This is a genomic window from Goodfellowiella coeruleoviolacea (genome assembly GCF_024171785.1).
Lineage (GTDB): Bacteria > Actinomycetota > Actinomycetes > Mycobacteriales > Pseudonocardiaceae > Goodfellowiella > Goodfellowiella coeruleoviolacea.
Window position 1 is genome coordinate 66,023 of sequence record NZ_JAMTCK010000007.1, and the last position, 26,515, is coordinate 92,537.

General features: G+C 73.8%; 17 protein-coding genes. 10 read left to right on the forward strand and 7 right to left on the reverse strand.

Annotated features, from left to right (window positions below):
• Nucleotides 1–60: 60 nt before the first annotated feature.
• Nucleotides 61–243 carry a hypothetical protein gene (locus LX83_RS16310; protein WP_253772187.1) on the reverse strand — a complete coding sequence of 61 codons (183 nt, stop codon included), beginning with the start codon at nt 241–243 and terminating at the stop codon, nt 61–63.
• Nucleotides 244–950: 707 nt separating this feature from the next.
• On the opposite strand from LX83_RS16310, the gene LX83_RS16315 reads away from it, so the two are divergent.
• From LX83_RS16315 to LX83_RS16335, 5 genes are all read left to right on the forward strand, one after another.
• A complete protein-coding gene (locus LX83_RS16315; RefSeq protein WP_253772188.1) occupies nt 951–1,622 on the forward strand; it encodes a DedA family protein in 672 nt (223 codons plus the stop codon).
• Between the two features lie 333 nt (nt 1,623–1,955).
• Nucleotides 1,956–4,790: an AfsR/SARP family transcriptional regulator gene (locus LX83_RS16320; RefSeq protein ID WP_253772189.1), complete on the forward strand. Its 2,835-nt coding sequence runs from the start codon at nt 1,956–1,958 to the stop codon at nt 4,788–4,790.
• A gap of 339 nt (nt 4,791–5,129) precedes the next feature.
• Nucleotides 5,130–7,535 carry a Tex family protein gene (locus LX83_RS16325; RefSeq protein ID WP_407649592.1) on the forward strand — a complete coding sequence of 802 codons (2,406 nt, stop codon included), beginning with the start codon at nt 5,130–5,132 and terminating at the stop codon, nt 7,533–7,535.
• Between the two features lie 431 nt (nt 7,536–7,966).
• A complete protein-coding gene (locus LX83_RS16330) occupies nt 7,967–8,155 on the forward strand; it encodes a hypothetical protein (RefSeq protein ID WP_253772191.1) in 189 nt (62 codons plus the stop codon).
• Between the two features lie 19 nt (nt 8,156–8,174).
• Entirely contained in the window at nt 8,175–11,282 is a 3,108-nt protein-coding gene (locus LX83_RS16335; protein WP_253772192.1) for a helix-turn-helix transcriptional regulator, read from the forward strand.
• Between the two features lie 48 nt (nt 11,283–11,330).
• On the opposite strand, the gene LX83_RS16340 is transcribed toward LX83_RS16335, so the two are convergent.
• Together LX83_RS16340 and LX83_RS16345 are read right to left on the reverse strand one after the other, a co-directional pair.
• Complete coding sequence (locus LX83_RS16340) at nt 11,331–11,981, reverse strand: DUF4360 domain-containing protein (RefSeq protein WP_253772193.1); 651 nt, start codon at nt 11,979–11,981, stop codon at nt 11,331–11,333.
• A 141-nt stretch (nt 11,982–12,122) separates the two neighbouring features.
• Nucleotides 12,123–12,758 carry a DUF4360 domain-containing protein gene (locus LX83_RS16345; protein WP_253772194.1) on the reverse strand — a complete coding sequence of 212 codons (636 nt, stop codon included), beginning with the start codon at nt 12,756–12,758 and terminating at the stop codon, nt 12,123–12,125.
• A 444-nt stretch (nt 12,759–13,202) separates the two neighbouring features.
• Between LX83_RS16345 and LX83_RS16350 the strand changes: the two genes are divergently transcribed.
• The 3 genes from LX83_RS16350 to LX83_RS16360 all read left to right on the forward strand — a co-directional run bounded on the left by LX83_RS16350 (nt 13,203) and on the right by LX83_RS16360 (nt 17,626).
• Entirely contained in the window at nt 13,203–14,108 is a 906-nt protein-coding gene (locus LX83_RS16350; protein WP_253772196.1) for a tetratricopeptide repeat protein, read from the forward strand.
• Nucleotides 14,109–14,306: 198 nt separating this feature from the next.
• The gene (locus LX83_RS16355; protein ID WP_253772198.1) at nt 14,307–15,059 is read left to right on the forward strand and encodes an ABC transporter ATP-binding protein; all 753 of its coding nucleotides are present in this window, start codon (nt 14,307–14,309) and stop codon (nt 15,057–15,059) included.
• Nucleotides 15,059–17,626, forward strand: coding sequence for an ABC transporter permease (locus LX83_RS16360; protein WP_253772200.1), 2,568 nt, complete (start codon nt 15,059–15,061; stop codon nt 17,624–17,626). The genes LX83_RS16355 and LX83_RS16360 overlap by 1 nt, the downstream gene beginning before the upstream one ends.
• A gap of 320 nt (nt 17,627–17,946) precedes the next feature.
• Here LX83_RS16360 and LX83_RS16365 read toward each other — a convergent pair whose 3' ends face one another.
• Nucleotides 17,947–19,029: a LacI family DNA-binding transcriptional regulator gene (locus LX83_RS16365; protein WP_253772202.1), complete on the reverse strand. Its 1,083-nt coding sequence runs from the start codon at nt 19,027–19,029 to the stop codon at nt 17,947–17,949.
• Between the two features lie 292 nt (nt 19,030–19,321).
• On the opposite strand from LX83_RS16365, the gene LX83_RS16370 reads away from it, so the two are divergent.
• The gene (locus LX83_RS16370; RefSeq protein WP_253772203.1) at nt 19,322–20,836 is read left to right on the forward strand and encodes a M14 family zinc carboxypeptidase; all 1,515 of its coding nucleotides are present in this window, start codon (nt 19,322–19,324) and stop codon (nt 20,834–20,836) included.
• A gap of 32 nt (nt 20,837–20,868) precedes the next feature.
• On the opposite strand, the gene LX83_RS16375 is transcribed toward LX83_RS16370, so the two are convergent.
• The gene (locus LX83_RS16375; protein ID WP_253772205.1) at nt 20,869–21,279 is read right to left on the reverse strand and encodes a hypothetical protein; all 411 of its coding nucleotides are present in this window, start codon (nt 21,277–21,279) and stop codon (nt 20,869–20,871) included.
• A gap of 221 nt (nt 21,280–21,500) precedes the next feature.
• Between LX83_RS16375 and LX83_RS16380 the strand changes: the two genes are divergently transcribed.
• Nucleotides 21,501–22,547 (forward strand): AraC family transcriptional regulator, encoded by a 1,047-nt coding sequence (locus tag LX83_RS16380; protein WP_253772207.1) that lies wholly within the window; start codon nt 21,501–21,503, stop codon nt 22,545–22,547.
• A 16-nt stretch (nt 22,548–22,563) separates the two neighbouring features.
• Here the strand turns inward: LX83_RS16380 and LX83_RS16385 are convergent, their stop codons facing one another.
• Both LX83_RS16385 and LX83_RS16390 read right to left on the reverse strand, forming a co-directional pair.
• The gene (locus LX83_RS16385) at nt 22,564–23,571 is read right to left on the reverse strand and encodes an amidohydrolase family protein (protein WP_253772208.1); all 1,008 of its coding nucleotides are present in this window, start codon (nt 23,569–23,571) and stop codon (nt 22,564–22,566) included.
• 746 nt (nt 23,572–24,317) lie between these two features.
• Nucleotides 24,318–26,513, reverse strand: coding sequence for a 3-hydroxyacyl-CoA dehydrogenase NAD-binding domain-containing protein (locus tag LX83_RS16390; RefSeq protein WP_253772209.1), 2,196 nt, complete (start codon nt 26,511–26,513; stop codon nt 24,318–24,320).
• Nucleotides 26,514–26,515: the final 2 nt, after the last annotated feature.

A 26,515-nucleotide genomic window follows, 5' to 3' on the forward strand; every position in this document is an offset into this window, starting at 1 on the left:
GCGGCGGTGCGGTGTGCGGCCGGCCGGCCAGCGGTGGCCCGACCGGTGGGACGGGTGGCGTCAGCCGAGCCCGGCTGGGTGCGCCGCTTTCGACCGGACGTCGTGGGTGTCGGCCGTGGCCGAGTTGGCCGAGTTGGCCGAGGACCGGGTCAGGCAGCGGCGGGGCTGCTGACTGGTGGTGACGCCGCTGCACAGGCCGCTGAGCGCGGGCCTGGCCTCGACGCGGTGTCGGTTGGCTGCCATCGGGCACCTCCGTGTCGGCACGCTGGGTGTGTCGGCACTGTCGCGGCTGGGGCTGTGGTGGCGGATGAACCGGTGAGCCGGCCGCGTATCTCCATGATGCCGATCACACGAACGCGATGCCTAACTAATCACCCAATTGTGTCAATCCTCACGAATAGGACACTTTGGGTAGCAGCTAGTGACCGTCGCCGGCGTCCGGCCGCCGCAACAGCCATCCGATCAGAGCAGAACCAGGGGGAGCAGTGGCGGGACCGGCCCGGTCGGGGGCGCGATGCCGGCCCCGCCGTGACGCGCCGGACCACGCGGGTGCGCCTCCCGGCGGGAGACGCCTGCCCGGCACGAGCCACACCCGGTGGTGTCGCACCAGGTGTGTGCCAGCAGCCTGCTGGCCGGCCACCGCGGCCGGCAAGCCGTACCACGCGTTCGGGTGGCTGATCCGCGCGCGGGCCGGCCGTGGTCACGGTCCGTGCGCCAGGGGCGGACCTCGGGGATCACCCCGATCGGCTCGGGCCGTTCGACCCTGACGAAAGTCGGGGCGTCCTGACAGACCTGAGGTGGATGTGCGCGCGCCGAGGACGCGGTGGAATGAACCCGGTTCGCCCGCTGGCCAACGGGATCGGCGGGTGTGCGATCTTGGTTGCTTCTGTCCAGTTTGTCCTGTCGCGCGTCGCGCAGTCCCGGCGGCGTCGCCAGTGAAGGGAGTCGCTGTGGCCCTGTTGACCGGTGCCCTCGAGGCATTGGCCGACCTGCCCCCGGCCGTGGTGGTCGTGGCGGCCGGCGCGTTCGCCTTTGGCGAGTGCGCCCTCGGTCTGGGTTTCCTGGTGCCCGGTGAGGCCGCCCTGCTGGTGGTCGCCACCACGGTGACCAGCGCGCCGGCCTTCCTGGTGATGTGGCTGGTGGTCGCGGTCTGCGCGGCGGCCGGCAACTCCGTTGGCTACCTGCTCGGGCGCCGCTACGGGAACCGGTTGCGGGACAGCCGGATCGTGCGCCGGCTGGGCCAGCAGCACTGGGACCGGGCCGGCGACCTGCTGCACCGCACCGGCGGCCGGGCCGTGCTGGTCGGCATGTTCATGCCGGTGGCCCGCACCCTGCTGCCCGCGGCCGCCGGCGCGGCGCGGCTGCCCCTGCGGCGCTACCTGCCCTCGGTGGTGGCGGGCGCGCTGGGCTGGTCCGCGCTGCACATCGGCATCGGCATGGCCGCGGGTGCCTCGGCCAAGTACGTGGAGCAGGCCCTGGGCACGGCCAGTTGGGTGGTGATCGGGGCGATCGCGGTCACCGCCGGGATCGTGCTGCTGGTGCGCCGCCGCCGCGCCCAGCGCCTGGCCGCCCAGCAGGCGGCCGAGCAGACCGACGAGCGCGACCTGGAGGTGGTGCCGTAACCGGCGGTGCCACCGGCCGGTGCGGCGTGGAGGACGTGGGTCGGCCGGCGTTCCGCCGCCGCGGGCTGGATGCCCTTGTCCGTCGGCCGACCCACGTCGTCTAGGTGCCCAGCTGGTCCACTGTGGACACCGGGGTGGTGGTGGGTCCGGTGGCTGGCTGGACAGGACCCAGTCTCGGGCACCGCTCTATAAGAACACTGGAAGTGGACTGCACCAATCTCTACGCTGCCCACACCGGGGTTTGTGCGGGTTGCCGTGCCGGGGCGCCGCCACGGGCTCGGGAACCCGCGACGGACGAAGGGCGGGTCGGTGACGCACCACGTCGGGGAAGCTGTGCGGTTCGAGATTCTCGGCATGCTCAGGGCGGTGCGCGGGTCCGACGAGCACACCGCCGCCGCGGTGGAGTTGGGCACGCCCAAGCAGCGCGCCGTGCTGGCCGTGCTGCTGCTGGCCAGGAACACCCCGGTCAGCCGGGCCCGGATCATCGACGCGGTGTGGGCCGAGGCCGCGCCGCCCAGCGCGGTGAACCTGGTCCAGACCTACATCGCCGGGCTGCGCCGGGCACTGGAGCCGGGCCGGGCCCGCCGCGCCCCCGGCCGGCTGCTGACCTCCACCGCGGACGGCTACCTGCTGCGCGTCGACGCCGGCGCCCTCGACCTGGAGGTGTTCGAGCAGCGCACGGCCCGGGCCACCCGGCTGCGCGACGCCGGTGAGCTGGCCGAGGCGGCCGCCACCCTGGCCGAGGCGCTGCGCATGTGGCGGGCCGACCCGCTGGGCGGGGTGCCCGGGCTGTTCGCCGAGGTGGAGCGGGGCAGGCTGGTCGAGCGACGGCTGGCCGTGCTGGAGGAGTACGCCGAACTGAGCCTCGCCCTGGGCCGGGGCGCCCGCCTGGTGGGCGAGCTGTCCCGGCTGCTCGCCGAGCACCCGCTGCGGGAACGGCTGCACGGGCTGCTGATGCGCGCCCTGCACCAGGCCGGCCGCCCGGCCGAGGCGCTGGCCGCCTACCGCACCGCGCGCGCCGTGCTGGTCGCCGAACTGGGCGTGGAGCCAGGACCGGAACTGCGCCGGCTGCACCAGGTCATCCTGGCCGGCGGTGCGCCGGAACCGGCGCCGGCGGGCGGCGCGGTGACCGCGGGCGGCGCCGGCACCGACCTGGGCCCCGCCCCGACCCCGGCGCAGCTGCCCCGCGACCCCACCACCTTCCTGGGCCGGGACGGTGAACTGGCCGAGCTGGACGCGCTGCTGGCCGAGGCGCACGGCACCGGCCCGGTGGTGGTGGTCACCGGGCCCGCGGGAGTGGGCAAGACCGCGCTGGCCGTGCACTGGGCGCACCGGGTGCGCGAGCACTTCCCGGACGGCCAGCTGCACGCCGACCTGCACGGCTACCACCCCAACCGGGAGCCGCTGGACGCCGGGGAGGTGCTCGGCCGGTTCCTGCGCGCGCTGGGCGTGCCCCCGGAGGAGGTGCCCGCCGCCACCGAGGAGCGCTCCGCGCTGTACCGGACGGTCAGCGCGGACCGGCGGATGCTCGTGCTGCTGGACAACGCGCGCGGCTCCGAGGAACTGCTGCCGCTGCTGCCCGGGGCGCGGTCCTGCGTGCTGGTGACCAGCCGGCGGCGGCTGGTCGGCCTGGTCGCGCACGCGGACGCCCGCCTGGTGGACCTGGACATGCTCGCGCCCGAGGCGGCCGTGGCCGTGCTCAGCCGGATCGCCGGCGGCGAGCGGGCCCGGGCCGAACCCGGCGAACTGGACCGGCTGGCCCGGCTGTGCGACCGGCTGCCGCTGGCGCTGCGCATCGCCGCCGCCCGGCTGGCCGCCGCGCCCACCCTGCGCGTCGCCGAACTCGTCGCCGAACTGGGCAGCGAGCACGGCCGGCTGGGCGCGCTCGGTCTGGAGGACGGCCAGAGCACGGTGCGCGCCGCGCTGGACGCCTCGCACCGGGCCCTGCCCGCGCCGGCCGCCCGGGTGCTCGCGCTGCTCGGCCTGCACCCCGGGCCCGAGGTCACCGCCTGGCTGGTCGCGGCCACGGCCGAGGTGCCGCTGCCCGAGGCCCAGCGGGCGCTGGACGCGCTGGTCGCCGCGCACCTGCTGGCGGTCGGCGAGCCCGGCCGGTACACCGCGCACGACCTGGTCCGCGCCTACACCAGGGAACTGGCCGGCCAGCTGCCGCCCGAGGCCGCGCACACCGCCACCGAGCGGATGCTCGACTACTACCTGCACTGCGCCGACCTGGCCGACGGGCTGCTGCCGATCGCCCGGGGCGCGGTGCGCGTGGACCCGCGTTGGCCGCCGGCGCACACCCCGCCGCTGCGCACCGGCAGCCAGGCCATGGCCTGGCTGGACGTGGAGCGCGCCAACCTGGTGGCCGCCGCCGAGCACGCCGAGGCGAACGGCTGGCTGACCCACGCCTGGCAGCTGCCCTACACCCTGTCCCGGTTCTTCTGGCTGCGCACCGACCGCAACACCTGGCTGCGCACCCACCAGCTGGCCCTGCGCGCGGCCAGGGAACTCGGCGATCCCGACGCGCAGTTCGTCACCCTGTTCAACCTGGGCGTGGTGCTGCTGCAGTTCCGCCGGTTCGACGAGGCACTGGCCGTGCAGCGGGAAGCCCTGGCGGTCAGCCGCGCCCAGGGCGACGTGGACCGCCAGGCCAGGGCGCTGACCACCATCGCCAACACCCTCCAGGACCTGGGCCGGCACGCCGACTCCGAGGAGCACTACCGGGAGGCCGTGCGGATCAGCCACACCGCCGGCGCCCGCTGGGCCGAGGCCAACGCCAGCCACAACCTCGGCCTGCTGCAGCTGGCCACCCACCGCCCGGAGGCGGCCGAGACCACCCTGCGCGCCGCCCTGCGGATGTACCACGAGGTGGCCGAGCGGTGCGGGGAAGCCAGCTGCCTGACCGACCTGGCCGGCGTGCTGCTGGACCGGGGCCGGCTGGCCGACGCCCTGGTGGTGGCGCGCCAGGCGCTGGGCGTGGCCAGGCAGGCCGCCAGCGCCTACCACCAGGCACTGGCCCACGACCGGGTCGCCGCCGTGCTCGACCGGCAGGGCGCGGCCGGCGCCACCGCGCACTGGCAGCGCGCGCTCGCCCTGTTCTGCGACCTGGACGCGCCCGAGGCCGGCGTGGTGCGTGCCCACCTGGCCCGCGCCAAGGCCGGCCGCTGACCCAGCCGACTCAGCTGACCTGGCTGCCCCGGCTGACCCGGCCGTTTCGGCTGACCCGGCTGCCCCGGCTGACCCGCTGTTCCGGCCGCCCCCCGGCCTCAGCCCCGCGCGATACCGGCGAGCAGCCACCGCAGGCCGCGGCGGAAGCTGTCGAGCAGCCGCCCGGGAGCGCGGCCGCGGCTGACGCCGACCAGGGGCCGGGCCGGCTCGGCATGGATCGGCCCGGATCGTCCCGGTCCCGGGCCGGCCCACGCGGCGGTCGGCGATGCTCCCACACGTCCGGGTGGGGCTGCCGGCAGAATGCACCCCGCAAGCAAGGCCAGAAGGCGGGATCGGATCGTGACGACGTCTATTCATCAGAGGATCGCCGAGGAACTGGGCGTGCGGGAGAGCCAGGTGGCCGCGGCCGTCGACCTGCTCGACGGCGGGGCCACCGTCCCGTTCATCGCCCGCTACCGCAAGGAGGCGACCGGCACGCTCGACGACGCCCAGCTGCGGCAGCTGGAGGACCGGCTGCGCTACCTGCGGGAACTGGAGGAGCGGCGCACCGCGATCCTGGAGTCGATCACCGCGCAGGGCAAGCTGGACGACGCGCTGCGCGCGCAGATCATGGCGGCCGACTCCAAGGCCCGGCTGGAGGACATCTACCTGCCGTTCAAGCCCAAGCGGCGCACCAAGGCGCAGATCGCCAGGGAGGCCGGGCTGGGCCCGCTGGCCGAGACCCTGCTGGCTGACCCGAGCCAGGACCCGCAGACCCTGGCCGCCCAGTACGTCGACGCCGAGCGCGGCGTGGCCGACGTGACCGCCGCGCTGGACGGCGCGCGGTCGATCCTGGTCGAGCAGTTCGCCGAGGACGCCGACCTCATCGGCGAGCTGCGCGAGCGCATGTGGTCCCGCGGCCACCTGGTGGCCAGGGTGCGGGAGGGCAAGGCCGAGGAAGGCGCCAAGTTCGCCGACTACTTCGCCTTCGACGAGCCGTTCACCAGCCTGCCCTCGCACCGCATCCTGGCGATGTTCCGCGGGGAGAAGGAAGAGGTCCTCGACCTCACCCTGGAGCCGGACGAGCCGCAGCGCGCCGAGGACGGCGCGGCACCGGTCCGGCCGACCGGTCCCACCGACTACGAGACGCGCATCGCCGCCCGCTTCGGCATCGCCGACCAGGGCCGGCCGGCCGACCGCTGGCTGCTGGACACCGTGCGCTGGGCCTGGCGCACCCGCATCCTCGTGCACCTGGGCATCGACCTGCGGCTGCGGCTGCGCCAGGCCGCCGAGGACGAGGCGGTGCGGGTGTTCGCCGCCAACCTGCGCGACCTGCTGCTCGCCGCGCCCGCCGGCTCCCGGCCCACCATGGGCCTGGACCCGGGCTTCCGCACCGGCGTGAAGGTCGCGGTGGTGGACGCGACCGGCAAGGTGGTGGCCACCGAGACGATCTACCCGCACCAGCCGCAGCGGCGCTGGGACGAGGCACTGGCCGTGCTGGCCCGGCTGGCCCGCGAGCACCGGGTCGAGCTGATCGCCATCGGCAACGGCACCGCCTCCCGGGAGACCGACAAGCTGGCCGCCGAGCTGATCGCGCGGCAGCCGGAGCTGAAGCTGACCAAGGTCGTGGTGTCCGAGGCCGGCGCGTCGGTGTACTCGGCCTCGGCGTTCGCCTCCCAGGAACTGCCCGACCTGGACGTGTCCCTGCGCGGCGCGGTGTCCATCGCCCGCCGGCTGCAGGACCCGCTGGCCGAACTGGTCAAGATCGACCCCAAGTCCATCGGCGTCGGCCAGTACCAGCACGACGTGTCCGAGACCAAGCTGTCGCGGTCGCTGGACGCCGTGGTGGAGGACTGCGTGAACGCGGTGGGCGTGGACGTCAACACCGCGTCCGCGCCGCTGCTCACCCGGGTCTCCGGCATCACCCAGGGGCTGGCCGAGAACATCGTGCTGCACCGGGACGCGCACGGGCCGTTCCGGTCCCGCAGGGCACTGCGCGACGTGCCCCGGCTGGGGCCCAAGGCGTTCGAGCAGTGCGCCGGCTTCCTGCGCATCCCCGGCGGCGACGACCCGCTGGACAGCTCCAGCGTGCACCCGGAGGCCTACCCGGTGGTGCGCCGGATCATCGAGGCGACCAACACCGACATCCGCGGCCTGATCGGCAACACCCAGGTGCTGCGCGGGCTGCGCCCGGAGCGGTTCGTCGACGACGCGTTCGGCCTGCCCACCGTGACCGACATCCTCAAGGAGCTGGAGAAGCCGGGCCGCGACCCCCGGCCGGCGTTCCAGACCGCGACCTTCGCCGAGGGCGTCGACACGATCAGCGACCTCAAGCCGGGCATGCGGCTGGAGGGCGTGGTCACCAACGTGGCCGCGTTCGGCGCGTTCGTGGACGTGGGCGTGCACCAGGACGGCCTGGTGCACGTGTCGGCCATGTCCCGCAACTTCGTCAAGGACCCGCGCGAGGTGGTCAAGCCCGGCGACATCGTCACGGTGAAGGTGCTGGACGTGGAGGTGCCCCGCAAGCGCATCTCGCTGACCCTGCGCCTGGACGACGAGGTCCCCGCCGGCAACGGCCAGCGCGACGCCGCCGGCGGCTCGCCCCGCCGCGACCGCGACGGCGGCAACCGCCGGGGCAACCAGAACCAGCGCCAGGGCGGCCGGGGCAACCAGCGCCAGGGCGGCGGCAACTCGCTCGGCGGCGGCGGTGCCATGGCCGACGCCCTGCGCCGCGCCGGCCTCGCCCCCCGCAACCCCAACCGCTGATCCCGTCCCCCCGCTCCGCGAGTCGACTGTGCAAACCCCGCGAGTCGACATCTCACGCAGGGCCGTCCGGGTGACGCGGGGCAGGGGAGAAGAGGTGACGGACGGGGTTGGCGTGACCAGCGCACGCCAGCCCCGCCGCTGCCCTGCCGCGTCGCCCGACACCCGCGGAACCAGCTGGGTGGGCGACCATCCGCCGGGACGTCCACCCGGCGCGGCGCACCCACACCGGCACGCCCAGTCGGGCGGTGGGCGCACCACAACCCGCCGCCCACCAGGGCCGCGGTCGGCACCCCTTACCCGCCGCGCCCACCCTCAGCCGGCCCGCCTGCGGGGGTAAGGGGTCGGCGCCGGCAGGACGGGGTGTCCTTCCGATGTCCGGGCCCACCCCTCAGCAGCACTCTCGGTTCCAGCAAGAACAGGGAACCAGAGAGGTGATCGAGATGGTGTGGACGCCGGAAGCGGTGCAGGCCGAGGTGGACTACCGCTGGAACAGGGACGACAACGAGACGTGGCAGCACGTGGCTGAGGCCAGGCGGATGTGGCGGCTGCGGCGGCAGGCGCGGCGCGCCGGGCGTGGGGCTGCTCACCAGGCGGACACGCCCGGGCCGAAGGCCGCCTGAGGTGTGCGAGCATGCCGGGGTGCCACGTCTTGGATCGGGAATTCCACTGGTCGCGCGCGCCGCGGAGCTGGGAGGGCTGCGCGCGGCCCTGGACCGGGCCGACCAGGGGACGGCGGCCGGGGTGCTGGTGTCCGGGGACGCGGGCATCGGCAAGACCCGGCTGGTCGAGGAGTTGGCCGCGCAGGCCAGCGCGGCCGGCGCGCTGGTGCTGACCGGGCGGTGCCTGGACGTCGGCGAGAGCGGCCTGCCCTACCTGCCCTTTGCCGAGGCGCTGGGGCAGTTGCGGGACGAACGGCTGGCCGCGGTGCTGGCCAGGCCGGCACTGGTCCGGCTGCTGCCCGAACTGGCCATCGCCGGCCGGCTGGGGCAGCGGCCGGAGCAGGCCTCGGCGTCCGGGCTGACCTCGGGCATGGACCTGCCCACCGCGCTGGGGCTGCCCCGCACCGAGCAGGACGTGGGGCAGCTGCAGCTGTTCGACGCGGTGTTCGGCCTGCTCGGGGAGTTGGCCGAGCAGAGCTGCGTGGTGCTGCTCATCGAGGACCTGCACTGGGCGGACGCCTCCACCCGGCGGCTGCTGTCGTTCCTGCTGACCCGGTTGCGCACGCAGCGCGTGCTGGTGGTCGCCAGCTACCGCACCGACGACCTGCACCGGCGGCACCCGCTGCGGCCGCTGCTGGCCGAACTGGTGCGGCTGCCGATCGTGGAGCGCCTGGAGTTGGCCCCGCTCAGCCAGGACGACGCGTGCGCCTTTGTCCGGGCCCTGGTCGGCGACGACGTGCCCGACCAGGTCGTGCGGCAGGTGGCCGCCCAGTCCGAGGGCAACGCGTTCTTCGCCGAGGAGCTGATCGCCGCCTACTCCGGCTGCGGCCCGGCCGGTCTGCCGGCGAGCCTGGTCGACGTGCTGCTGGCCCGGGTCGAGCAGTTCGGCCCGGCCGCCGCCCAGGTGGTGCGGGTCGCCTCGGCCGCCGGCCGCCAGGTGGCGCACGCGGACCTGCGCGCCGTGGTGGACCTGGACGAGCTGGCCCTGGACGAGGCGCTGCGCGAGGCGGTGCAGCGCCACGTGCTGGTCGCCGGGGACGACGACGTGTACCGCTTCCGGCACGCCCTGCTGCGCGAGGCGGTCTACGGCGACCTGCTGCCCGGCGAGCGGGTGCGGCTGCACGCCGGCTACGCGCGGATGCTCGCCGCGCGCACCGCCAGCGGCACCGCCCCGCGCGGCACGGCCGCCGCACTGGCCCACCACAGCCTGGAGAGCAACGACCTGGGCCAGGCGCTGGCCGCGTCGGTGCGCGCCGCCGAGGAGGCCAAGGACCTGAGCGCGCCAGCCGAGTACCTGGGCCACCTCGAACAGGCCCTGCGGCTGTGGGACGCGGTGCCCGCCGACCAGCGCCCGTCCGACGTGGACGAACTGGAGCTGCTGCGCCGGGCCTCCTGGGCGGCTGGCACGGCCGGCGACCCGGAGCGCGCCCTGGCCTACGCCCGCTCGGCCGTGGCACTGGCCGACCGGCTCGGTGACCCGGAGGCCGCGGCTGACGCGCGCCAGCGGCTGGTCCAGACGCTGCTGGTGCTGGAGGGCCACGAGGCCGAGGCGAACGAGATCACCGACCAGGCCTGGCAACTGGTCGCGGACCAGCCGCCGAGCCGGACCCGGGCCAGGGTGCTCGCCCTGCAGGCCCGCGTCCTGCGCTACCTGGGTGGACACGAGCAGTCGGTGCGCCGGGCCGAGCAGGCGGTGCGCGACGCCCGTGCCGTGGGCGCGGTGGACGCCGAGGTCGACGCGCTGGTCACCCTGGCGCTGCAGGCCGAGCGCACCGGCGAGGATGAGGACGCCGTGCGCCAGCTGCGCCTGGCCGTGGACCTGGCGGTCGAGGGCGGAGCGCTCGCCGAGGAACTGCGCGCCCGGTACTACCTGGGGCTCAACGCCTACGAAGCGGGCCTGATCGACAAGTCGATCGAGATCATCGACGCGGGGGTGGCCAGGGCCACCGACCTCGGCCTGTCCTGGAGCGGGTTCGGCCTGGAACTGCGGGTGATCCAGGCCATCGCCAAGTACGCCGGTGGCGACTGGGACGGCGCCGAGGCCGCGGCCCAACCCCCGGGTGAGGCGGTGTCCAGCGTGGTGCTGACCAGGCTGGCCGCTGCCGCGCTGTACCCGCTGGTGGGGCGGGGCCGGTTCGCCGAGGCCGAGGAGCTGATCACGCGGCTGCGCGAGAACTGGCAGGTCGACCTGACGATCCCGCTGATCGCCGGCGCCGCGGGCGCGGAGCTGGCCTGCTGGCGCGACGACCCCGACCAGGCGGTCGAGCGGGTCGGGGAGTCGCTGACCTGGGCGCGGCGCATCGGCGGCCCGTGGGTGCTGGCCGGTATCCGGCTGGCCGCGCTGGGCGTGGCCGCGTGCGCCGACCAGGCGGTCCGGGCGGTGCGCCGCCGGGACACCGACGCGCTGGCCGCCGCCGTGGCCGAGGGGCGCCGCCTGCACGAGCACGCCCGGCTGACCGCGGCCAACGGCAGTCCCCGCACCAGCGACCTCGGCCCGGAGGGGGTGGCCTGGCTGGCCAGGGCCGAGGCGGAACTGGCCAGGCTGCTGGCCGTCCACGGCCCGACCCACCAGGACGGGCAGGCGGTGGACGCGGCGCGGCGGTGGGCGGACGCGGTGCGGGCGTTCGACTACGGGGCCCGCTACGAGCAGGCGATCTGCCGGTGGCGGTGGGCCGAGGCGCTGCTGGCCGCGGAGCGCCGGGACGAGGCCGCCGAGCACCTGCGCCAGGCCGCGGCGGTGGCCGCCGAACTGGGGGCGCGCCCGCTGGCCGAGGCGGTCGAGGCGCTGGCCGGGCGGGCCCGGATCGCGCTGCGCGCGGACCAGCCCGTGCCCCGGCAGACCCTCGACCTGTTCACGCCCAGGGAGCGGGCCGTGCTGGAACTGGTCGCGCTGGGGCGCACCAACCGCGAGGTCGGTGAGGAGCTGTACATCAGCGAGAAGACCGTGAGCGTGCACCTGACCCGGGTCATGGCCAAGCTCGGGGCCAGCCGCCGGGCCGAGGCCGTGGCGCTGGCCTACGACCGGGGGCTGCTGGACACCCCGGCCGGCCCGTCCGGGCGGGTCGACGACGGCCCGCCCGGCGGTTAGTCCACTGCGGATGCGTCCACCGTGGTTCGTCCACTGCGGACTCGTCCACTACGGACGCGTGCAGTCCTTCCACTTCACGTGGTAGGTGGTGTTGAGGTCGCCGTCGGTGGAGTCCATGGCGACGAAGCTGGTCTTCTCCGGGTGCAGGGTGCCGGCGTTGGCGCGCAGTTCGGTGTTGATGTTGAAGATGCGCTCCTCACCGCACGGCGAGTAGACCAGCTGCGGGGTCTCCACCTCGTTGGTGGTCTGCCAGTTGTCGTCGTACACGCCGTTGAAGGTGCTCTTCACGTGCGGTGTCTCCGACATTCCCTGGAAGTAGTAGCTCGCTTCGTGGGAGGCGGTGGCGCCCTGTTCCAGGTGCGCGAATCCCCGGTAGTCGGTCTTGTAGATGGCGAAGCTGAACCCACCGGGAACGTGCACCACCAGGGCTATCTGGCAGTTCTTCCTGAAATCCGTTGGCAGCGAGTTCCCGCCGGATCTGGCCAGGTAGTCGCTGTAGGTCACGGTGAAGGCCGTGTTGTCCGGCGACATGGCCACGGACGCGGTGCCGGTCGGGCAGCCCGAGCCGTTGACCGTCACGATGCTGATGACGATTTTGTCGTCGGGCGGGTCGGTGAAGTAGGACCCGTTGCCCACGGCGGTCAGGGGGGAAAGCGCTGTTGACAGGGTGAGCGCCGCTGCGGCGAGAGTGGTAAACATGGTGCCCTTTCGGAGACGATAACGGCTCGAACTGAAATCCCTGAAAATCGTCCGGAAACGAGCCGACGCCTGCCGTACCGGGTAAGCCGGGACAATCGCGTCCCGCGACTCTCGGTGGCTAATCCCCAGCTTTTCCGGATACTAGCTGGCGCACTGCTTCCATTCGAAGTGATAGGTGGACCGGACGCTTCCGTCGGTGGAGTCCATGGTCACGAAGCTGGTCTGGTCCGGGTGCGCGAGACCGGCGTTGACGCGCAGTTCCGTGTTCACGTTGAAAACGGTGTCCTCGCCACAGGGCGCGTAGACCAGTTTGGCCTCGTCCTTCTCGTCGGTGGTCTGCCAGTTGTCGCTGTAGGGGCCGGTGAGCGGGTGGCTGACCGACGACGTCTCGGACACGCCCTGGACGTAGTAGCTGGCCTTCTGCAGGCCGGTCGCCCCACTCGCCAGGTGGGCGAAGCCGCGGTAGTCGGCCTTGCTGACGGCGTAGGTGAAGCCCTGCGGGATGTGCACCAACATGGAGATCTGGCAGTTCTTCCGGAAGTCGGTCGGATCGGAGTTGCCGCCGGCCACGGCCGTGTACTCGCTGTAGGTCACGGTGAAGGCCGTGTTGTCCGGGGCCGGCGCCACGGCCGCGCTGCCCGCGCGGCAGCCCGAACCGTTGACGGTCAGCACGTCGATGACGATTTTCCCGGGGGGCGGCACGTCTGACTGTTCCACCGGAGCAGGCGAGGTGACCAACGCCATCGCGGTACCAACGGCAGCGATCGCGGTAAGCATCTATCTGTCTCCTTAATCAGCCACTGAGGTGGTGCGAATTACGGGTCCAGGGCTCGGCAAAGCCAGTCGCAAAGATTCCGGTTCGCTGGATGCCGGCCGGCCGCGGTGGCGGGCCGGCGTCACCGAAGAGTTGACGGAGCAGCACGGCGACACCTTGATGACGAGGAGGGTGTGGTGGCACTTCTTCTCGTCGCACTCAGCGCAACCAGGTCGGCATTTGCTGAGAACCTCTCGCCTGTGGAACAAGAGCTTGCTGGGCCTTGGGTCGTCCACGTTACCGGCGGGCTACACGCCGGGTAACCGCTGAACGGAGGCAGTTCATTTCTGCGCAACGGATCAGATCGTCGACGTGATTTGTTCAGGATAAGCAAGCAATTCCAGGCCGCGTCTCTGTGGAATACGGACCAATCGGACCGTCGGTGGCCGCGCCTACCATCCGTCGGCATGGAAAAGGGAACCAGTGCCGTCGCGGCGACCCTGCGCGCGGCCGGCGCGCTGCTCGCCGGCTACGCCAGGGACGCGGAGACCTGCGAACGCGAGGACATCGCCGACGACGCCGCCGAGATCCGTCGGCACTACGCCCGGGTGCGCGCGGCCGACCCGGACAACACCACCGCCGCGGTCGGTCTGGCCGTGCTGTCCGCGGCCACCCTGCGGGCCAAGGTGAACGAACTGGGCGAGGAGTGGTGGGAGGACGACGACCCGGCCCCGTTCGCCGAACTCGAACCCGACGAACGCAGCGGCCGGTCCCTGGCGCGCCGGGCGGTGGCCGCGGCCAGGCACGCGCTCGACCTCGACCCGACCAACAACCTGGTGTGGTTCGTGCTCGGCCAGGCACTGGAGTGGCTGGGCGAGCACGCCGGCGCCAGCACCGCCTACCGGGAGGCGCTGCGGCTCGACCCGTTCGACGATCCCGCCCGCCACCGGCTGGCGGCGCTGGACGAGCCCACCCCGCCACCGCCCCGGCCGACCGCCGCCCACCGGCACACCTGCGGCTTCTACCTGGTGCACCTGACCCAGGTGGTCGACCACAGCGGCACCGAGCGGGGCGAGGCCTGGCTGCTCACCGATCCCGCCGAGGTGCGCGCGGCGGTGGACGGCTGGCTGCCGAACCTGGACTCGACCGCCTTCCTCGACGAGACGTTCCAGGTGGAGACCTACGTCCCGGGCCAGCCGATCCAGGTGACCGCGCTGCGTGAGGCCCTGCGCACCACCCCGAACGGCCAGCCCGCCGTGCACTGGCCGGCCGCGGTGTTCCCGTCGACCGTGGGTGAACCGCTGCCCGCCGGCCAGCCCGTCCGCGAACTGGGCAGGACCTACTTCTTCGGCCGCAACGAGCACACCGGATAGCCGGCCCGGACCCGCGGCGCGGTGCGGGTGTCCACCCGGGGGAGGAGACCACGTCCTCCCGTGGGTGGACCCGCCGCCGGGGCTGATCGGCCCACCGGACTGCCCCGGAACTGTCCCGCGAGTGGATGTCCGCGCGTGCTCCGGCTGGCTAGCTTCGGCCGGTCAGCAAAACCGCGTGAAACCGAGTGGAGTGCGCACATGTCCGCAGTGGTGTCCCAACTGGGTACCCGAACCGCCGTGGCCGCCCGCGACCTGGTCAAGGTCTATGGCAAGGGGGACACCGCGGTCCGGGCCCTGGCCGGGGTGAGCGTGAGCTTCGCCGCCGGCGAGTTCACCGCGATCATGGGGCCGTCCGGCTCCGGCAAGTCCACCCTGATGCACTGCCTGGCCGGACTGGACACAGTGGACGGTGGGTCCGTCCACATCGGAGACACCGACATCACCCACCTCGGCGACCGGGAGCTGACCCGGCTGCGCCGCGACCGGATCGGGTTCGTGTTCCAGGCGTTCAACCTGCTGCCCACGCTCACCGCCCGGCAGAACATCCTGCTCGGCCTGGAGTTGGCCGGCCGCAAGGCCGACCAGGCCTGGCTGGACACCATTGTGGACACGCTCGGCCTGCGCGAGCGGCTGGACCACCGGCCCACCGAGCTGTCCGGTGGCCAGCAGCAGCGGGTGGCCTGCGCCAGGGCCCTGGTGGCCCGGCCGGACGTGGTGTTCGCCGACGAGCCCACCGGCAACCTCGACTCCCGCTCCGGCGCCGAGGTGCTGGACTTCCTGCGCATGTCGGTGCGCCGGCTCAACCAGACGGTGATCATGGTGACGCACGACCCGGTCGCCGCCTCCTACGCCGACCGCGTGGTGCTGATCGCCGACGGCGCGCTGGCCGGCGAGATCACCCAGCCCACGGCCGACTCGGTGCTGGCCGCGCTGGCCCACCTGGGGGCGTGATGCTGGCGACGATCCTGGCCGGACTGCGCGCTCGCGCGGCCCGGCTCGTGCTGTCCTCACTGGCGATCGCGCTCGGGGTCGCGTTCGTGACCGGCACGCAGGTGCTCGGCGCCGCCCTGGACGCCAACGCCCGCGACGGGCTGGCCAGGCACGCGCGCAACGTGGACGCGCGGATCACCGTCGACGCGGCGGAGCCGGGCCAGTCCACCCTGGTCAGCCCGGAGACGCTGGCCGCGGTGCGGCGGGCGCCCGAGGTGGCCGCCGCGGACGGGCGCGCCTACCGGGAGGTGCCGCTGCTGGACGGCGCCGGCAAGGCGGTGCCCGCGGTCGCCGTGGCCCTGGAGACCGACCAGCGGCTGCGCACCGCCGACCCCGTGCAGGGCCACCTGCCGACCGGCCCCACCGAGATCGCCATGCAGGACCGGACCGCGGCCACCCGCGGCCTGACCGTGGGCCAGCAGGTCACCCTGCTGGGCACCGACGACCAGCCGCGCACCTTCACCCTGGTCGGCACCTACCAGCAGGCGTTGACCCGCAGCTCCCTCTACACCAGCGACCAGGTGCTGCTGCTGCCCGAGGCCCTGGCGGCCTTCGCCGACCAGCCCGGGTTCACCGAGGTGGTGGCGGTGGCCGCCGCCGGGGTGAGCCAGGAGCAGCTGGTGCGCGCCCTGTCCGCCGTGGCCACCCAGCCCGGCGTCGCGGTGACCACCGGCGCGGCGTACACCCAGCAGCTGCTGGACACCTTCGGCTCGCAGGCCGGCCAGATCACCTACATCCTCACCGGCTTCGCCCTGGTCGCCCTCGTGGTCGCGGCCCTGGTCATCTACAACACGTTCACCATCCTGGTGGCCCAGCGCACCAGGGAACTGGCGCTGCTGCGCTGCGTGGGCGCCGACCGCGGCCAGGTGTTCCGCGCCGTGCTCGCCGAGGCCGTGGCCATGGGGCTCGTCGCCGCGCTGTTCGGTCTCGGCGGCGGGGTGGGCGTGTCCGCGCTGCTCCAGCTGTCGCTGGGGGCCTTCGGCGGGGCGGCCGTGCCGGCGGTCCGCACCCCGGTGTCGCTGACCACGGTGCTGACCGCGCTCGGCGTCGGCGTGCTGGTCACCGTGCTGGCCGCGGTGCTGCCGGCCCGCCGGGCCACCCGGGTGCCACCGGTCGCGGCCATGCGTGGCCAGCCCGACAGCAGCGGCGAGGTCGCCAGGACCAGCGGCTGGCGGGTGGCCGCCGCGCTGCTGCTCGCCCTGGCCGGGGCCGGCGCGCTGGTGCTCGGCGGCCGGATCAACAACGAGACGAGCATCACCGTCACCGGGGCCGGCACCATGCTGGTGCTCTGCGCCGCGGTCACCCTGGGCCCGCTGCTGGTCGGCCCGGTCAACCGGGTGCTCGGCGCCCTGCCCGCGCTGCTGCTGGGCGTCCCGGCGAAGCTGGCCGCAGCCAACGCCGGCCGCAACCCCAGGCGGACCGCGGCGACCATGGCGGCCCTGATGATCGGCGTCACCGTGGTCAGCATGGTGAACGTGGTCGCGACCAGCGCCAAGGCCACCGTGGACGCCGAGATCGACCAGCAGCTGCCCGCCGACTACACGATCACCTCCAGCCTCTACGACCGCGCCCTGCCCACCGCGCTCGCCGACCAGCTGGCCGCACTGGACGAGGTGGCCACGGCCGCGCCGACCAGGACGGGCGACATCCGGGTCGACGGTGCGGCCGAGAACGCGGCCGGGCACCTGTGGCTGATGGGCGTCGGCGACGGCGTGATCGGCACCCTGGTGCGCCCGGAGACCGCGACGGGCCAGCTCGGCTCGCTCGGGCCGGACGAGCTGGCCATCTCCGAGCAGGCGGCCAAGCGGACCGGCCTGGCCGTGGGCAGCACCGTCCCGGCGGTGGCCGTGTCCACCGAGTCCCAGGGCGACGGCCCGCGCCGGGACCTGCGCGTGGTCGCCGTCTACCGGGACGCCAGCGGCCTGGGCGACGCCCTGGTGGGCATGGACACGTTCACCGGACTGCACCCCGAGCAGACCGGCTACGACTCGATCATGGTCAAGCTCGCCGACGGGGTGAGCCCGCAGGCGGGCCGGGCCGCGGTGGAGCGGGTCACCGCGGCCACCCCGATCGCCCGGATCGACAGCGCCGCCGAGACCAAGGCGGAGCTGGGCGGCCAGCTCGACCAGCTCCTGGCCTTCGTCTGGGCACTGGTGGGCCTGGCCGTGGTGATCGCGCTGTTCGGCATCACCAACACGCTCACCCTGTCGGTGCTGGAGCGCACCAGGGAGTCGGCGCTGCTGCGGGCACTCGGCCTGACCAGGGGACAGCTGCGGCTGATGCTGGTGGTCGAGGCGGTCCTGATGGCGCTGATGGGCTCGGTGCTGGGGCTGGTGCTGGGCATCGGCTGCGGCTGGGTGATGACCGAGAGCCTCAGCAGCGCCCAGACCCAGATGCTGTTCACCGTGCCCTACGGCCAGACCGGCGTGCTGCTGCTCGGCGCGGTGGTCGCGGCCGTGCTGTCCTCGGCCCTGCCGGCGCGCCGGGCCGCCCGGTCCTCGGTGGTCGCGGCGATGGCCACGGCCTGACCGCACCCGCCGGCCGCGCGCCCGCCGGCCGGCACCGGGGCCGGGTCGAGCCGCGCCGAACGGCTGACGCCTGACCAGGTGACCTTTCCTGCCGCAAACGTCATGGTCGGCGCGGGACCGCATCTACCAGGTGCGCCGGTTGGCCCGAGCGAGGGCCGGGCCAACCGGCGCACCGCCGGGCCCGATCCGGTCGGCGCCGGCGCCCCGAGCCCGGCGCCCAGTGCCCGGCGTCCAGTGCCCGGCGCCCACTGCCCCGGCGTCCAGTGCCCAGTGCCCGGCCCCGGCCAGCCGGCCAGGGCCCCCCGGGTCAGGCCCTCGGGTCAGGCCGAGGCCCGCCGCACCAGCGTCACCGGCAGCACCTCCCGACGCGGCCGCACCTGGTCACCCCGCACCAGCCGCATCAGGTGGTCGACCATGCGCCGCACCTGCTCGGCCGCGTCCTGGCGCACCGTGGTCAGCGGCGGATCGGTGGTCGGCGCGATCAGCGGGTGGTCGTCGAAGCCGACCACGGCCACGTCCTCGGGCACCCGGCGGCCGGCCCGGCGCAGCGCGGCCAGCGCGCCCACCGCCATCAGGTCGTTGGCCACGAACACCCCGTCCAGGTCGGGCACCCGGGCCAGCAGCGCCCGCATGGCCCGCTCCCCGCCCTCCCGGGTGAACTCGCCGTTCTCGGTCAGCAGCGCGGTGCTGGCCGCGTCCGCGTCGACCGCCTCCCGCCAACCAGCCAGCCGGTCGATCGCGGCCAACTGGTCGGCCGGTCCGGTGATGCTGGCCACCCGGCGGCGGCCCAGCCCGAGCAGGTGCCTGGTGGCGGCCAGGCCACCACCGTGGTTGTCGTTGTCGACCAGGTGCAGCCCGCGCAGCTGGCCCCACGGCCGGCCGGCGAACACCACCGGCAGCGGCAGCCGCCGCACCACCGAGGGCAGCGCGTCGTCCTTGTGCGGGGCGAACGCCAACGCGCCGTCGACGTGCCCGCCGGACAGGAACCGCCGCGCCCGCACCTGGTCCTCGGGCGAGCTGACCAGCAGCAGCACCATCTGGGCGTCGATCTCGGCCAGCGCCCGCGCCGCCGTCCTGATCACCCGGGCGAAGTGCGGGTCGTCGAAGATCCGCGGCTCGGGCTCGGACACCACCACCGCGACCGCGTCGGTGCGCCGGGTGACCAGCGTGCGGGCCGCCTGGTTGGGCTGGTAGCGCAGCTCGCGGACGGCGGCCTCGACCGCGTCCCTGGCCTCCTCGCTGACCCTGGGCGAGCCGTTGAGCACCCGGGACGCCGTGGCCCTGGAGACACCGGCCCTGGCCGCCACGTCCTCCAGCGTGGGCCGGTGGCCGGACTGCGTCGGGTCAGCCACGGGCAACCACTCCTCGACCTCGCCGAACGGGACACCGTCGTCAGTGGACATCCTCGCGCACGGGTGGTGTCGTGGCTGGACGTTGTCGCGACGGCGACCGGCCAGTCTAGGCAATCCCCCAACCACGGGCCGACAACAGGCCCCACCCGGCCGGCGGTGGTCCACGGCCCGCGCGCCGGCACCCCGAGGCCACGGCGCCGCCCCGGCCGCGTCACCGGCTCGGACCAGCCGATTGTGTGGCCGGACGCCAGCCCTTTGGGTGGTGCCAGCGGCCTGATGACCTCGGCACACTGGATCTCCGACCGTCGACGTCGGGGGAGTGGTGATGGCGATGGTGATGGCGATGAGGCCCCGTACCCTGCTCAGGATCTTCCTGGTGGTGACCGCCCTGCTGTTGCCGAGCAGCCTGGTGGGCGTGGCCACCGCCACGACAACAGGCCCGGCCGACCCGGCGGAGGCCGCCCCGACCACCCCGTCCGCCCGCCTCGGCGCCGCCGCCAGCCCGGGCGCGGCCCACCGCGGCCTGACCGGCCCCGCCCTGCTCGGTGCCGCCGGCCCGGTGGTGTGGCACGTCCCGATCACCGCGCCCGGCCAGGTCAGGGACCTGGAGCGAGCCGGCTTCGACGTGGCGCGGTCCACCGACGACAACGCCCTGGTGATCGGTGATCTCGGGGTGGCCGGCCGGCTGCGCGCGCTGGGCTACCGACCGACCGGGTTCGGCGATCTCTACCGGGAACCGGCCACCCCCCGGCGGTCCGCCGCCGCCGGCACCTACTACGGCGGCTACCACACGGTGGCCGCGCACGAGCAGCACCTGGACGACGTCGCCCGCGAACACCCCGACCTGGCGACCGTGCACGACATCGGCGACTCGTGGCTGCGCACCAGGGGCTGGGGCGGGCACGACATCAAGGCCGTGTGCCTGACCAGGAAGGAACAGGGCGACTGCGCGCGCACCCCGGACGCGGCCAAGCCCAGGTTCACGCTGGTGGCGCAGGTGCACGCCAGGGAGATCAGCACCGGCGAGCTGGCCTGGCGGTGGATCGACCACCTGGTCGGCGGCTACGGGACGGACACCGAGGTCACCGACCTGCTGGACAGCACCGAGGTCTGGGTGGTGCCGATCGCCAACCCCGACGGGGTGGACGTGGTGGTCTCCGGCGGCAACCACCCCAGGATGCAGCGCAAGAACCTGGACTCGGACAACGGCACCTGCCCGGCCAGCAACGTCGGCATCGACCTGAACCGCAACTCCAGCTACAAGTGGGGCGGTGCGGGCGGTGAGCCGTGCGCCGAGTCCTACCAGGGGCCCGAACCCCGCTCCGAACCCGAGACCGTCGCCCTGGAGAACCTGTTCACCTCGATCTACCCCAGACAGCGCGGCACCGACGACAGCGACCCAGCACCGGCCGGCGCCCGCGGTGTCATGCTCACCCTGCACAGCTTCGGCGACTACATCATCCTGCCGTGGGGCTGGACCGACCTGACCGCGCCAAACGACGCGCAGCTGCGCGCGCTGGGTGAGCGCATGGCCGCGCACAACGGCTACACCGTGGGCACGAACGCGGAGACGGTCGGCTACGAGACACCCGGCACCACCGACGACTTCACCTACGGCGTGCTCGGCGTGGCCAGCGCGACCTTCGAGATCGGCTCGGCCTGGGGCGAGTGCGGCGGGTTCTTCCCCCGGTACTCCTGTGTGGACAGCGAGTTCTGGCCGGAGAACCGGGGCGCGTTCATGGTGGCCGCCCAGGCGGCCGCGGCGCCCTACGCGCTCGACCGGTCCCACCCCGCGGCCGGCACCCGGTCGGCGGGCGGGAGCGGTGACGACCCGGCGGTGACCCGTGCGGCGGGCTGACCGGGCGCGTCCAGCGGAGCGCGGCCCCGGGATCAGTCGTCGCCGTCGTCCGCTCCTGTCCGGCCGCGCACCACGGCGAGTTCCCGCTGCACCGCGACCAGGCGACGCTCTATGCGACCCAGGTGGTCGTCGGCAGCGGCTTTGGCTGCCACGCGGGCCAACACCAGGCTGGCACCGGACAGGCTGGCCACGATCACCGCGCCGGTCAGGTGCCAGGTGGGTGCCTGCGGCGCACAGGTGAAAACGTCGGTGAACCGGTCTGACGAGCAGGTGACAAAGGGGATGCCGGCTAATGCGATGCTGGCCGCCGCCACACCTCCGAGCAGTGCCATCCCGAAGGTCCGCATCAGTGCGAACGAGGCGTTGGCGACCCCGACCGCGGCAATGAGAAACAGCAGTGGCACTGGTTGAGGAAACGGCCCGAGCGCGGCGCACCCCACCATGAGGGCACCGACGACCGCCTGACCGATGGCGGTGTCCCGCGAAGTACGTGTGGACACGATGTCGGACCTTAACCGCCGGCGAAATCGGTGGGCCCGCCACGTTCGCTTTTTCCGCTTGCGAGACTGATTTCGTTCGCCGCGCGCTCGCGCGGTGGGCGTCGGCTTCGGTGACGGGCGGTCAGGGCGGGAACATGTGCACCCGAACAATTGCGATCCACTACGTGCGTGCCGCGTTGCGGGGCGCACGGCGGACCGGCCGGGACACCTCGGCGGTGCTGGCCGACGCGGGCATCGCCGCCGCGCTGCTGCGCGACGACCGCGCCAGGGTCACCGTGGACCAGTACACCGCGCTGATCCAGGCGTTGTGGGACCTGCTCGACGACGAGTTCATGGGCTTCGGCGCCCGGCGCAGCAAACGCGGCACGTTCCCGATGATGTGTCTGCTCGTGGTGCACTGCCCCGATCTGGCCGCGGCACTGCGGCGGGGCTGGGCCTTCTACGATCTGTTCGACGGCGCGCCCCGGGCGTGCCTGCGCGAGTCGGGTCGGGGAAGCGTCCGGTTCGAATTGGACACCTCCGGATTCGACGATCCGGATCATTTCCTCACCGAGTCGTTACTGCTGTTGTGGCACAGGTTTGCCAGCTGGCTGATCGGCCGGCGGATCCCGTTGCGGTATGTCGACCTCGGCTACCCCGAGCCGGCGCACGGCGCCGAGTACCACCTGATGTTCGGCTGCCCGCTGCGCTTCCGCCAGCCCGGCACCGCGCTGGGCATCGACGCCAGGTTCCTGGCCATGCCGGTGGTGCAGGACGAACTCACCCTGCGCCGGTACCTGCGTCGCTCCCCGGCGGACCTGCTGTCCCGCCGCGACTACGGCGTCGACCTGGCCAGCCAGGTGCGGCGCATCCTGGCCGCCGGCCTGGCCCGCGGCCCCGCGGCCCGGCCGGTGCGGGACAGCGGGTCGGACGGCGACCAGCGCCGGCTGCCCTCGGCCGAGGAGGTGGCCGCCCGGCTGGGGATGAGTGCGCCCACCCTGCGCCGCCGGCTGCTGCACGACGGCATGTCGTTCCGGGCGGTGCGCGAACAGCTGCTCCGCGACGAGGCCGTGGCCAGCCTGGTCAGCGGCCGCGAGTCGGTCGAGCAGTTGGCCCTGCGCCTGGGTTTCTCCGAGGCCAGCGCCTTCCACCGGGCGTTCCGCCGCTGGACCGGCAACAGCCCCGGCGCCTACCGGGCCGGCGGACACCCCAGCACACAGCGACCCGGGTGACCGGTGTCCACCCCGCTCATCGGATGACCTGTCCGCGCAGGATGATCCGTACCGGGTCGCGCAGGACGGTCGGGTCCGCCAACGGGTCGGCGTCGTAGGCGACGACGTCCGCGGGCGCTCCGTCGACCAGACCGGGCAGGCCGAGCCAGGACCGGGCGGTCCAGGACGCCGCGCCCACCGCGGCCTCGACGGGCAGCCCGGCGCGCAGCAGCCACTCGATCTCGCCGACCACCCGGCCGCACGGCTTGCTGTCGGTGCCCGCCAGGACCGTGACACCGGCCTCGTGGGCGGCGCGGGCGGTCGCGAACAGCCCGTCCCAGCCGCTGCGCAGCCACTCCGCGTAACGCTCCGGCGTCGCTGGCGTGATCTTGTCGAGGTTCTGGGCGAACGCGCTGAACGTCGGCACCAGCGCGGTGCCCTGCGCCGCCATCCGCGGCAGCAGCGCGTGGTCGAGGTGCAGCCCGTGTTCGATGCTGTCCGCGCCGGCGAGCACGGCGTTCCGGCCGCCTTCGGTGGTCTGGGTGTGCACGGCGACCCGGCCGCCGATGGCGTGCACCGCGGCCACGGCATCGGTCAGTGCGTCCAGCGGCACGGCAGGCACACCCGGCAGCCAGTCCCCGATGATCTTGCACCAGCCGGCGGACGCACGTGCCTCCGCAACCGCCGCGGTCGCCAGTTCCGCTTCGGTGACGTCCCGGCCGAAACCGGGGAAGAACCTGCCCGGCGTCGCCAACCACCGGCCGCCAGGCACCAGCCGGGGCAGGTCGACGTCGTCGTGCACCCGGGTGGAGTCGCGCTCGGCCGAGCCGGGAGTGCGCACCAGGAGCACGCCCGCGTCCCGGTGCTGGAGCAGCTGCCGGCGGAACAACGCCAGGTCGAACGGATCGCCTGGTGTCTCGAAACCGGGGTGGGTGTGCACATCGACCAGACCGGGCAGCAACCACACCCCGTCAGCCACGATCTCGCCGTCGGCCCGCGCGTCGAGCCGCAGCCGGTCCCCCTCGACCCACAGGGTGCGTTCCACGCGATCCGGCAACACGATCCCGCGAAGCCCCAACGCCATTCGCCACCCCATCCCTCGCGGACGGCGGGATCGCTGGCACATCCGGCGGCCGACCGGGACGGCCGCGAAGCTGGCCGAGCCGACGCGCGGAAGACCACGAACCCGTTGACAGCAACCAGTTTCCGGCCATCCCCCACCCTTCCCGGGGGGCTGCCCCAGCGCCAGCCTAGCCGCGTGCCCGGGGTGGGAACAGCACCGCGGCGAGAGCTGTGGACAACCCCGATTCCGGGCACCTTTCGCGGTGGCCGGTTGTGCACAACTCCGGGCGGTGCCTTGACAAGCCGCCACTTGATCAACCGGTGCGGCGACGAACCGGTGCCTGACAAACCAGTGCTGGGTTTTGCCAACCGAGGCTGGCCGTGCCGCGCGGGACCTGCGCTGACTCGAAGCTCCTACGTTCGTCACGGTGATGCGGGGCACGCGCCGCCGTGGCGACGAGTGACGAGTGACGAGTGACGAGTGACGAGTGGAATGAACCAGCCTGTCCGGAATTTCGGTAGGTGCTGGTCCATCGAAGGTCGGCGTGTCGCGGTGACGCGGGCTTTCTCCGTGATTCTCGGGCAGAACCGTTGTTTGACCTGCCCCAGCCAGCCAGCCGTGCCGCGCTGTCGGGCCAGCGGTGGTAGGGCGCCGGCCACTCGGGGCGGGCCCAGGTGCGGCGCCGACAGGAGACGGGTCCGTCGGCGCCGCACCCGCACAACAGCGGTCTAGAAGCGCTCACCCCGGGCCGCGCGCTCGCGCAGCGAGGCGGGCGGGCGGAAGCGTTCGCCGTAGGTGTCGGCCAGGTAGTCGGCGCGGTCGACGAACTCGGCCAGCCCCACGGAGTTCACGAACTGCACGGTGCCGCCGGTCCACGGCGCGTAGCCCAGGCCGAGGATGCTGCCGACGTTGGCGTCGCTGACCGAGGTCAGCACCCCCTCGTCCAGGCAGCGCAGCGTCTCCAGCGCCTGCGCGTACAGCAGCCGGTCGCGCACGTCCTGCTCGCTGACCCCGGCCTCGGGCCTGGTGAACCGCTCGACCAGGCCCGGCCACAGCCGCTTGGGGCCGTCCGCCGGGTAGTCGTAGAACCCGGCACCGCCGGACCGGCCGGGGCGGCCCAGTTCCGTGACCATCAGCTCCAGCACGTCGAACGCGGGGTGGTCGGTCAGGCCGCGCGGCCCGGTCGAGCCGGCCGAGTCCGGTGCGTCGGCCAGGTCGGCCAGGGTCTGCTGGCGGATCTTCAGCGGCAGGGTCAGCGTGACCTCGTCGCACACCGCCAGCGGTCCGACCGCCATGCCCGCCTTGCGGGCCACGTTCTCCACCAGCGCCGGGTGCACGCCCTCGGCCACCATGGCGATGCCCTCGGTGATGTAGGTGGCGAACGTGCGCGAGGTGTAGAAGCCCCTGGCGTCGTTGACCACGATGGGCGTCTTGCCGATCTGGGTGACGTAGTCGAACGCCCTGGCCAGGGTCGCGTCCGAGGTCCGCTCGCCGCGGATGATCTCCACCAGCGGCATGCGGTGCGCCGGCGAGAAGAAGTGCAGGCCCACGAACCGGTCCGGCGCCGGCACGGCCGCGGCCAGGCCGGTGATCGGCAGGGTGGAGGTGTTGGAGGCGATCACCGCGTCGGGCAGCGCGGTGGCCTCGGCGGCCGACAGCACCCGGCCCTTGAGGTCGCGGTCCTCGAACACCGCCTCGATCACCAGGTCGCAGCCGGCCAGGTCGGCGTCGGAACCGGTGGGGTGGATCCGGGCCAGCACCTCGTCCCGCTGGCGCGCGTCCAGCTTGCCCTGTTCGACGCGGCGGTCCAGCCGGGCCGCGATGCCGTCCTTGCCCTTGGCCGCGACCTGCTCGGACACGTCCTTGAGCACCACGTCGATGCCGGCCTGCGCGCTCACCTGCGCGATGCCGGCGCCCATCATGCCGGCGCCGAGCACGCCCAGTTTCCTGGTCAGCCGGCGCTCCACCCCGGCCGGCCGGGACCGGCCGGACTTCACCTCGTTGAGCTGGAACCAGAACGTGCCGATCATGTTCTTGGCGACCTGGCTGGTGACCAGCTCCCGGAAGTAGCGCCGCTCGATGGCGAGCGCGGTGTCGAAGTCGACCAGGGCGCCCTCCACGGCCGCGCTCAGGATCTTCTCCGGCGCGGGCACGGCACCGCGGGTCTTCTTGTGCAGCACGGCCGGGGCGGCGACGAGCAGCTGCCGGGTGTCGGGGTCGTCGATCCGGAAACCCGGCACGGTGTGGCCCGGCTGGTCCCACGGCTGCACGGCCGCGTCGGGGTGCTCCAGCAGCCACGCGCGGGCCCTGGCCAGCAGGTCGTCGTGGTCGGCGGCCAGCTCGTGCACCAGGCCCGCCCTGAGCGCCTGCGCCGGGCGCAGCTGCCGGCCCTCGGCCAGCAGGGGCAGCGCGGCGGCGACCCCGAGCAGCCGCACCATCCTGGTCACCCCGCCGGCACCGGGCAGCAGGCCGAGGGTCACCTCGGGCAGGCCGATCCGGACGTGGTCGGCGTCCAGGCAGATCCGTCGGTGGCAGGCCAGGGCCAGCTCCCAGCCGCCGCCCAGCGCGGAGCCGTTGAGCGCGGCCACCACGGGCACGCCCAGCTGCTCCAGCCGCCGGAACTGCGCCTTGATCGCGTCCAGCCCGGCCAGGAACTCCTCGACGTTGTCCTCGGTGACCCCGATCAGCACGGTCAGGTCGCCGCCGGCGAAGAACGTCTTCTTCGCCGAGGTGATGATCACGCCGCGGACGCTGTCGCGCTCGCGCTCCAACCGGTCCACGGCCGCGCCCATGGCCGCGCCGTACGCCGCGTTCATCACGTTGGCCGAGCCGGGCATGTCCAGGGTGAGGGTGACGATGCCGTCAGCGCCGTCCAACGCGTAGCGGATGCCCTCGACGGCGTTCTCGGTGGTGCTGCTGCTCATGT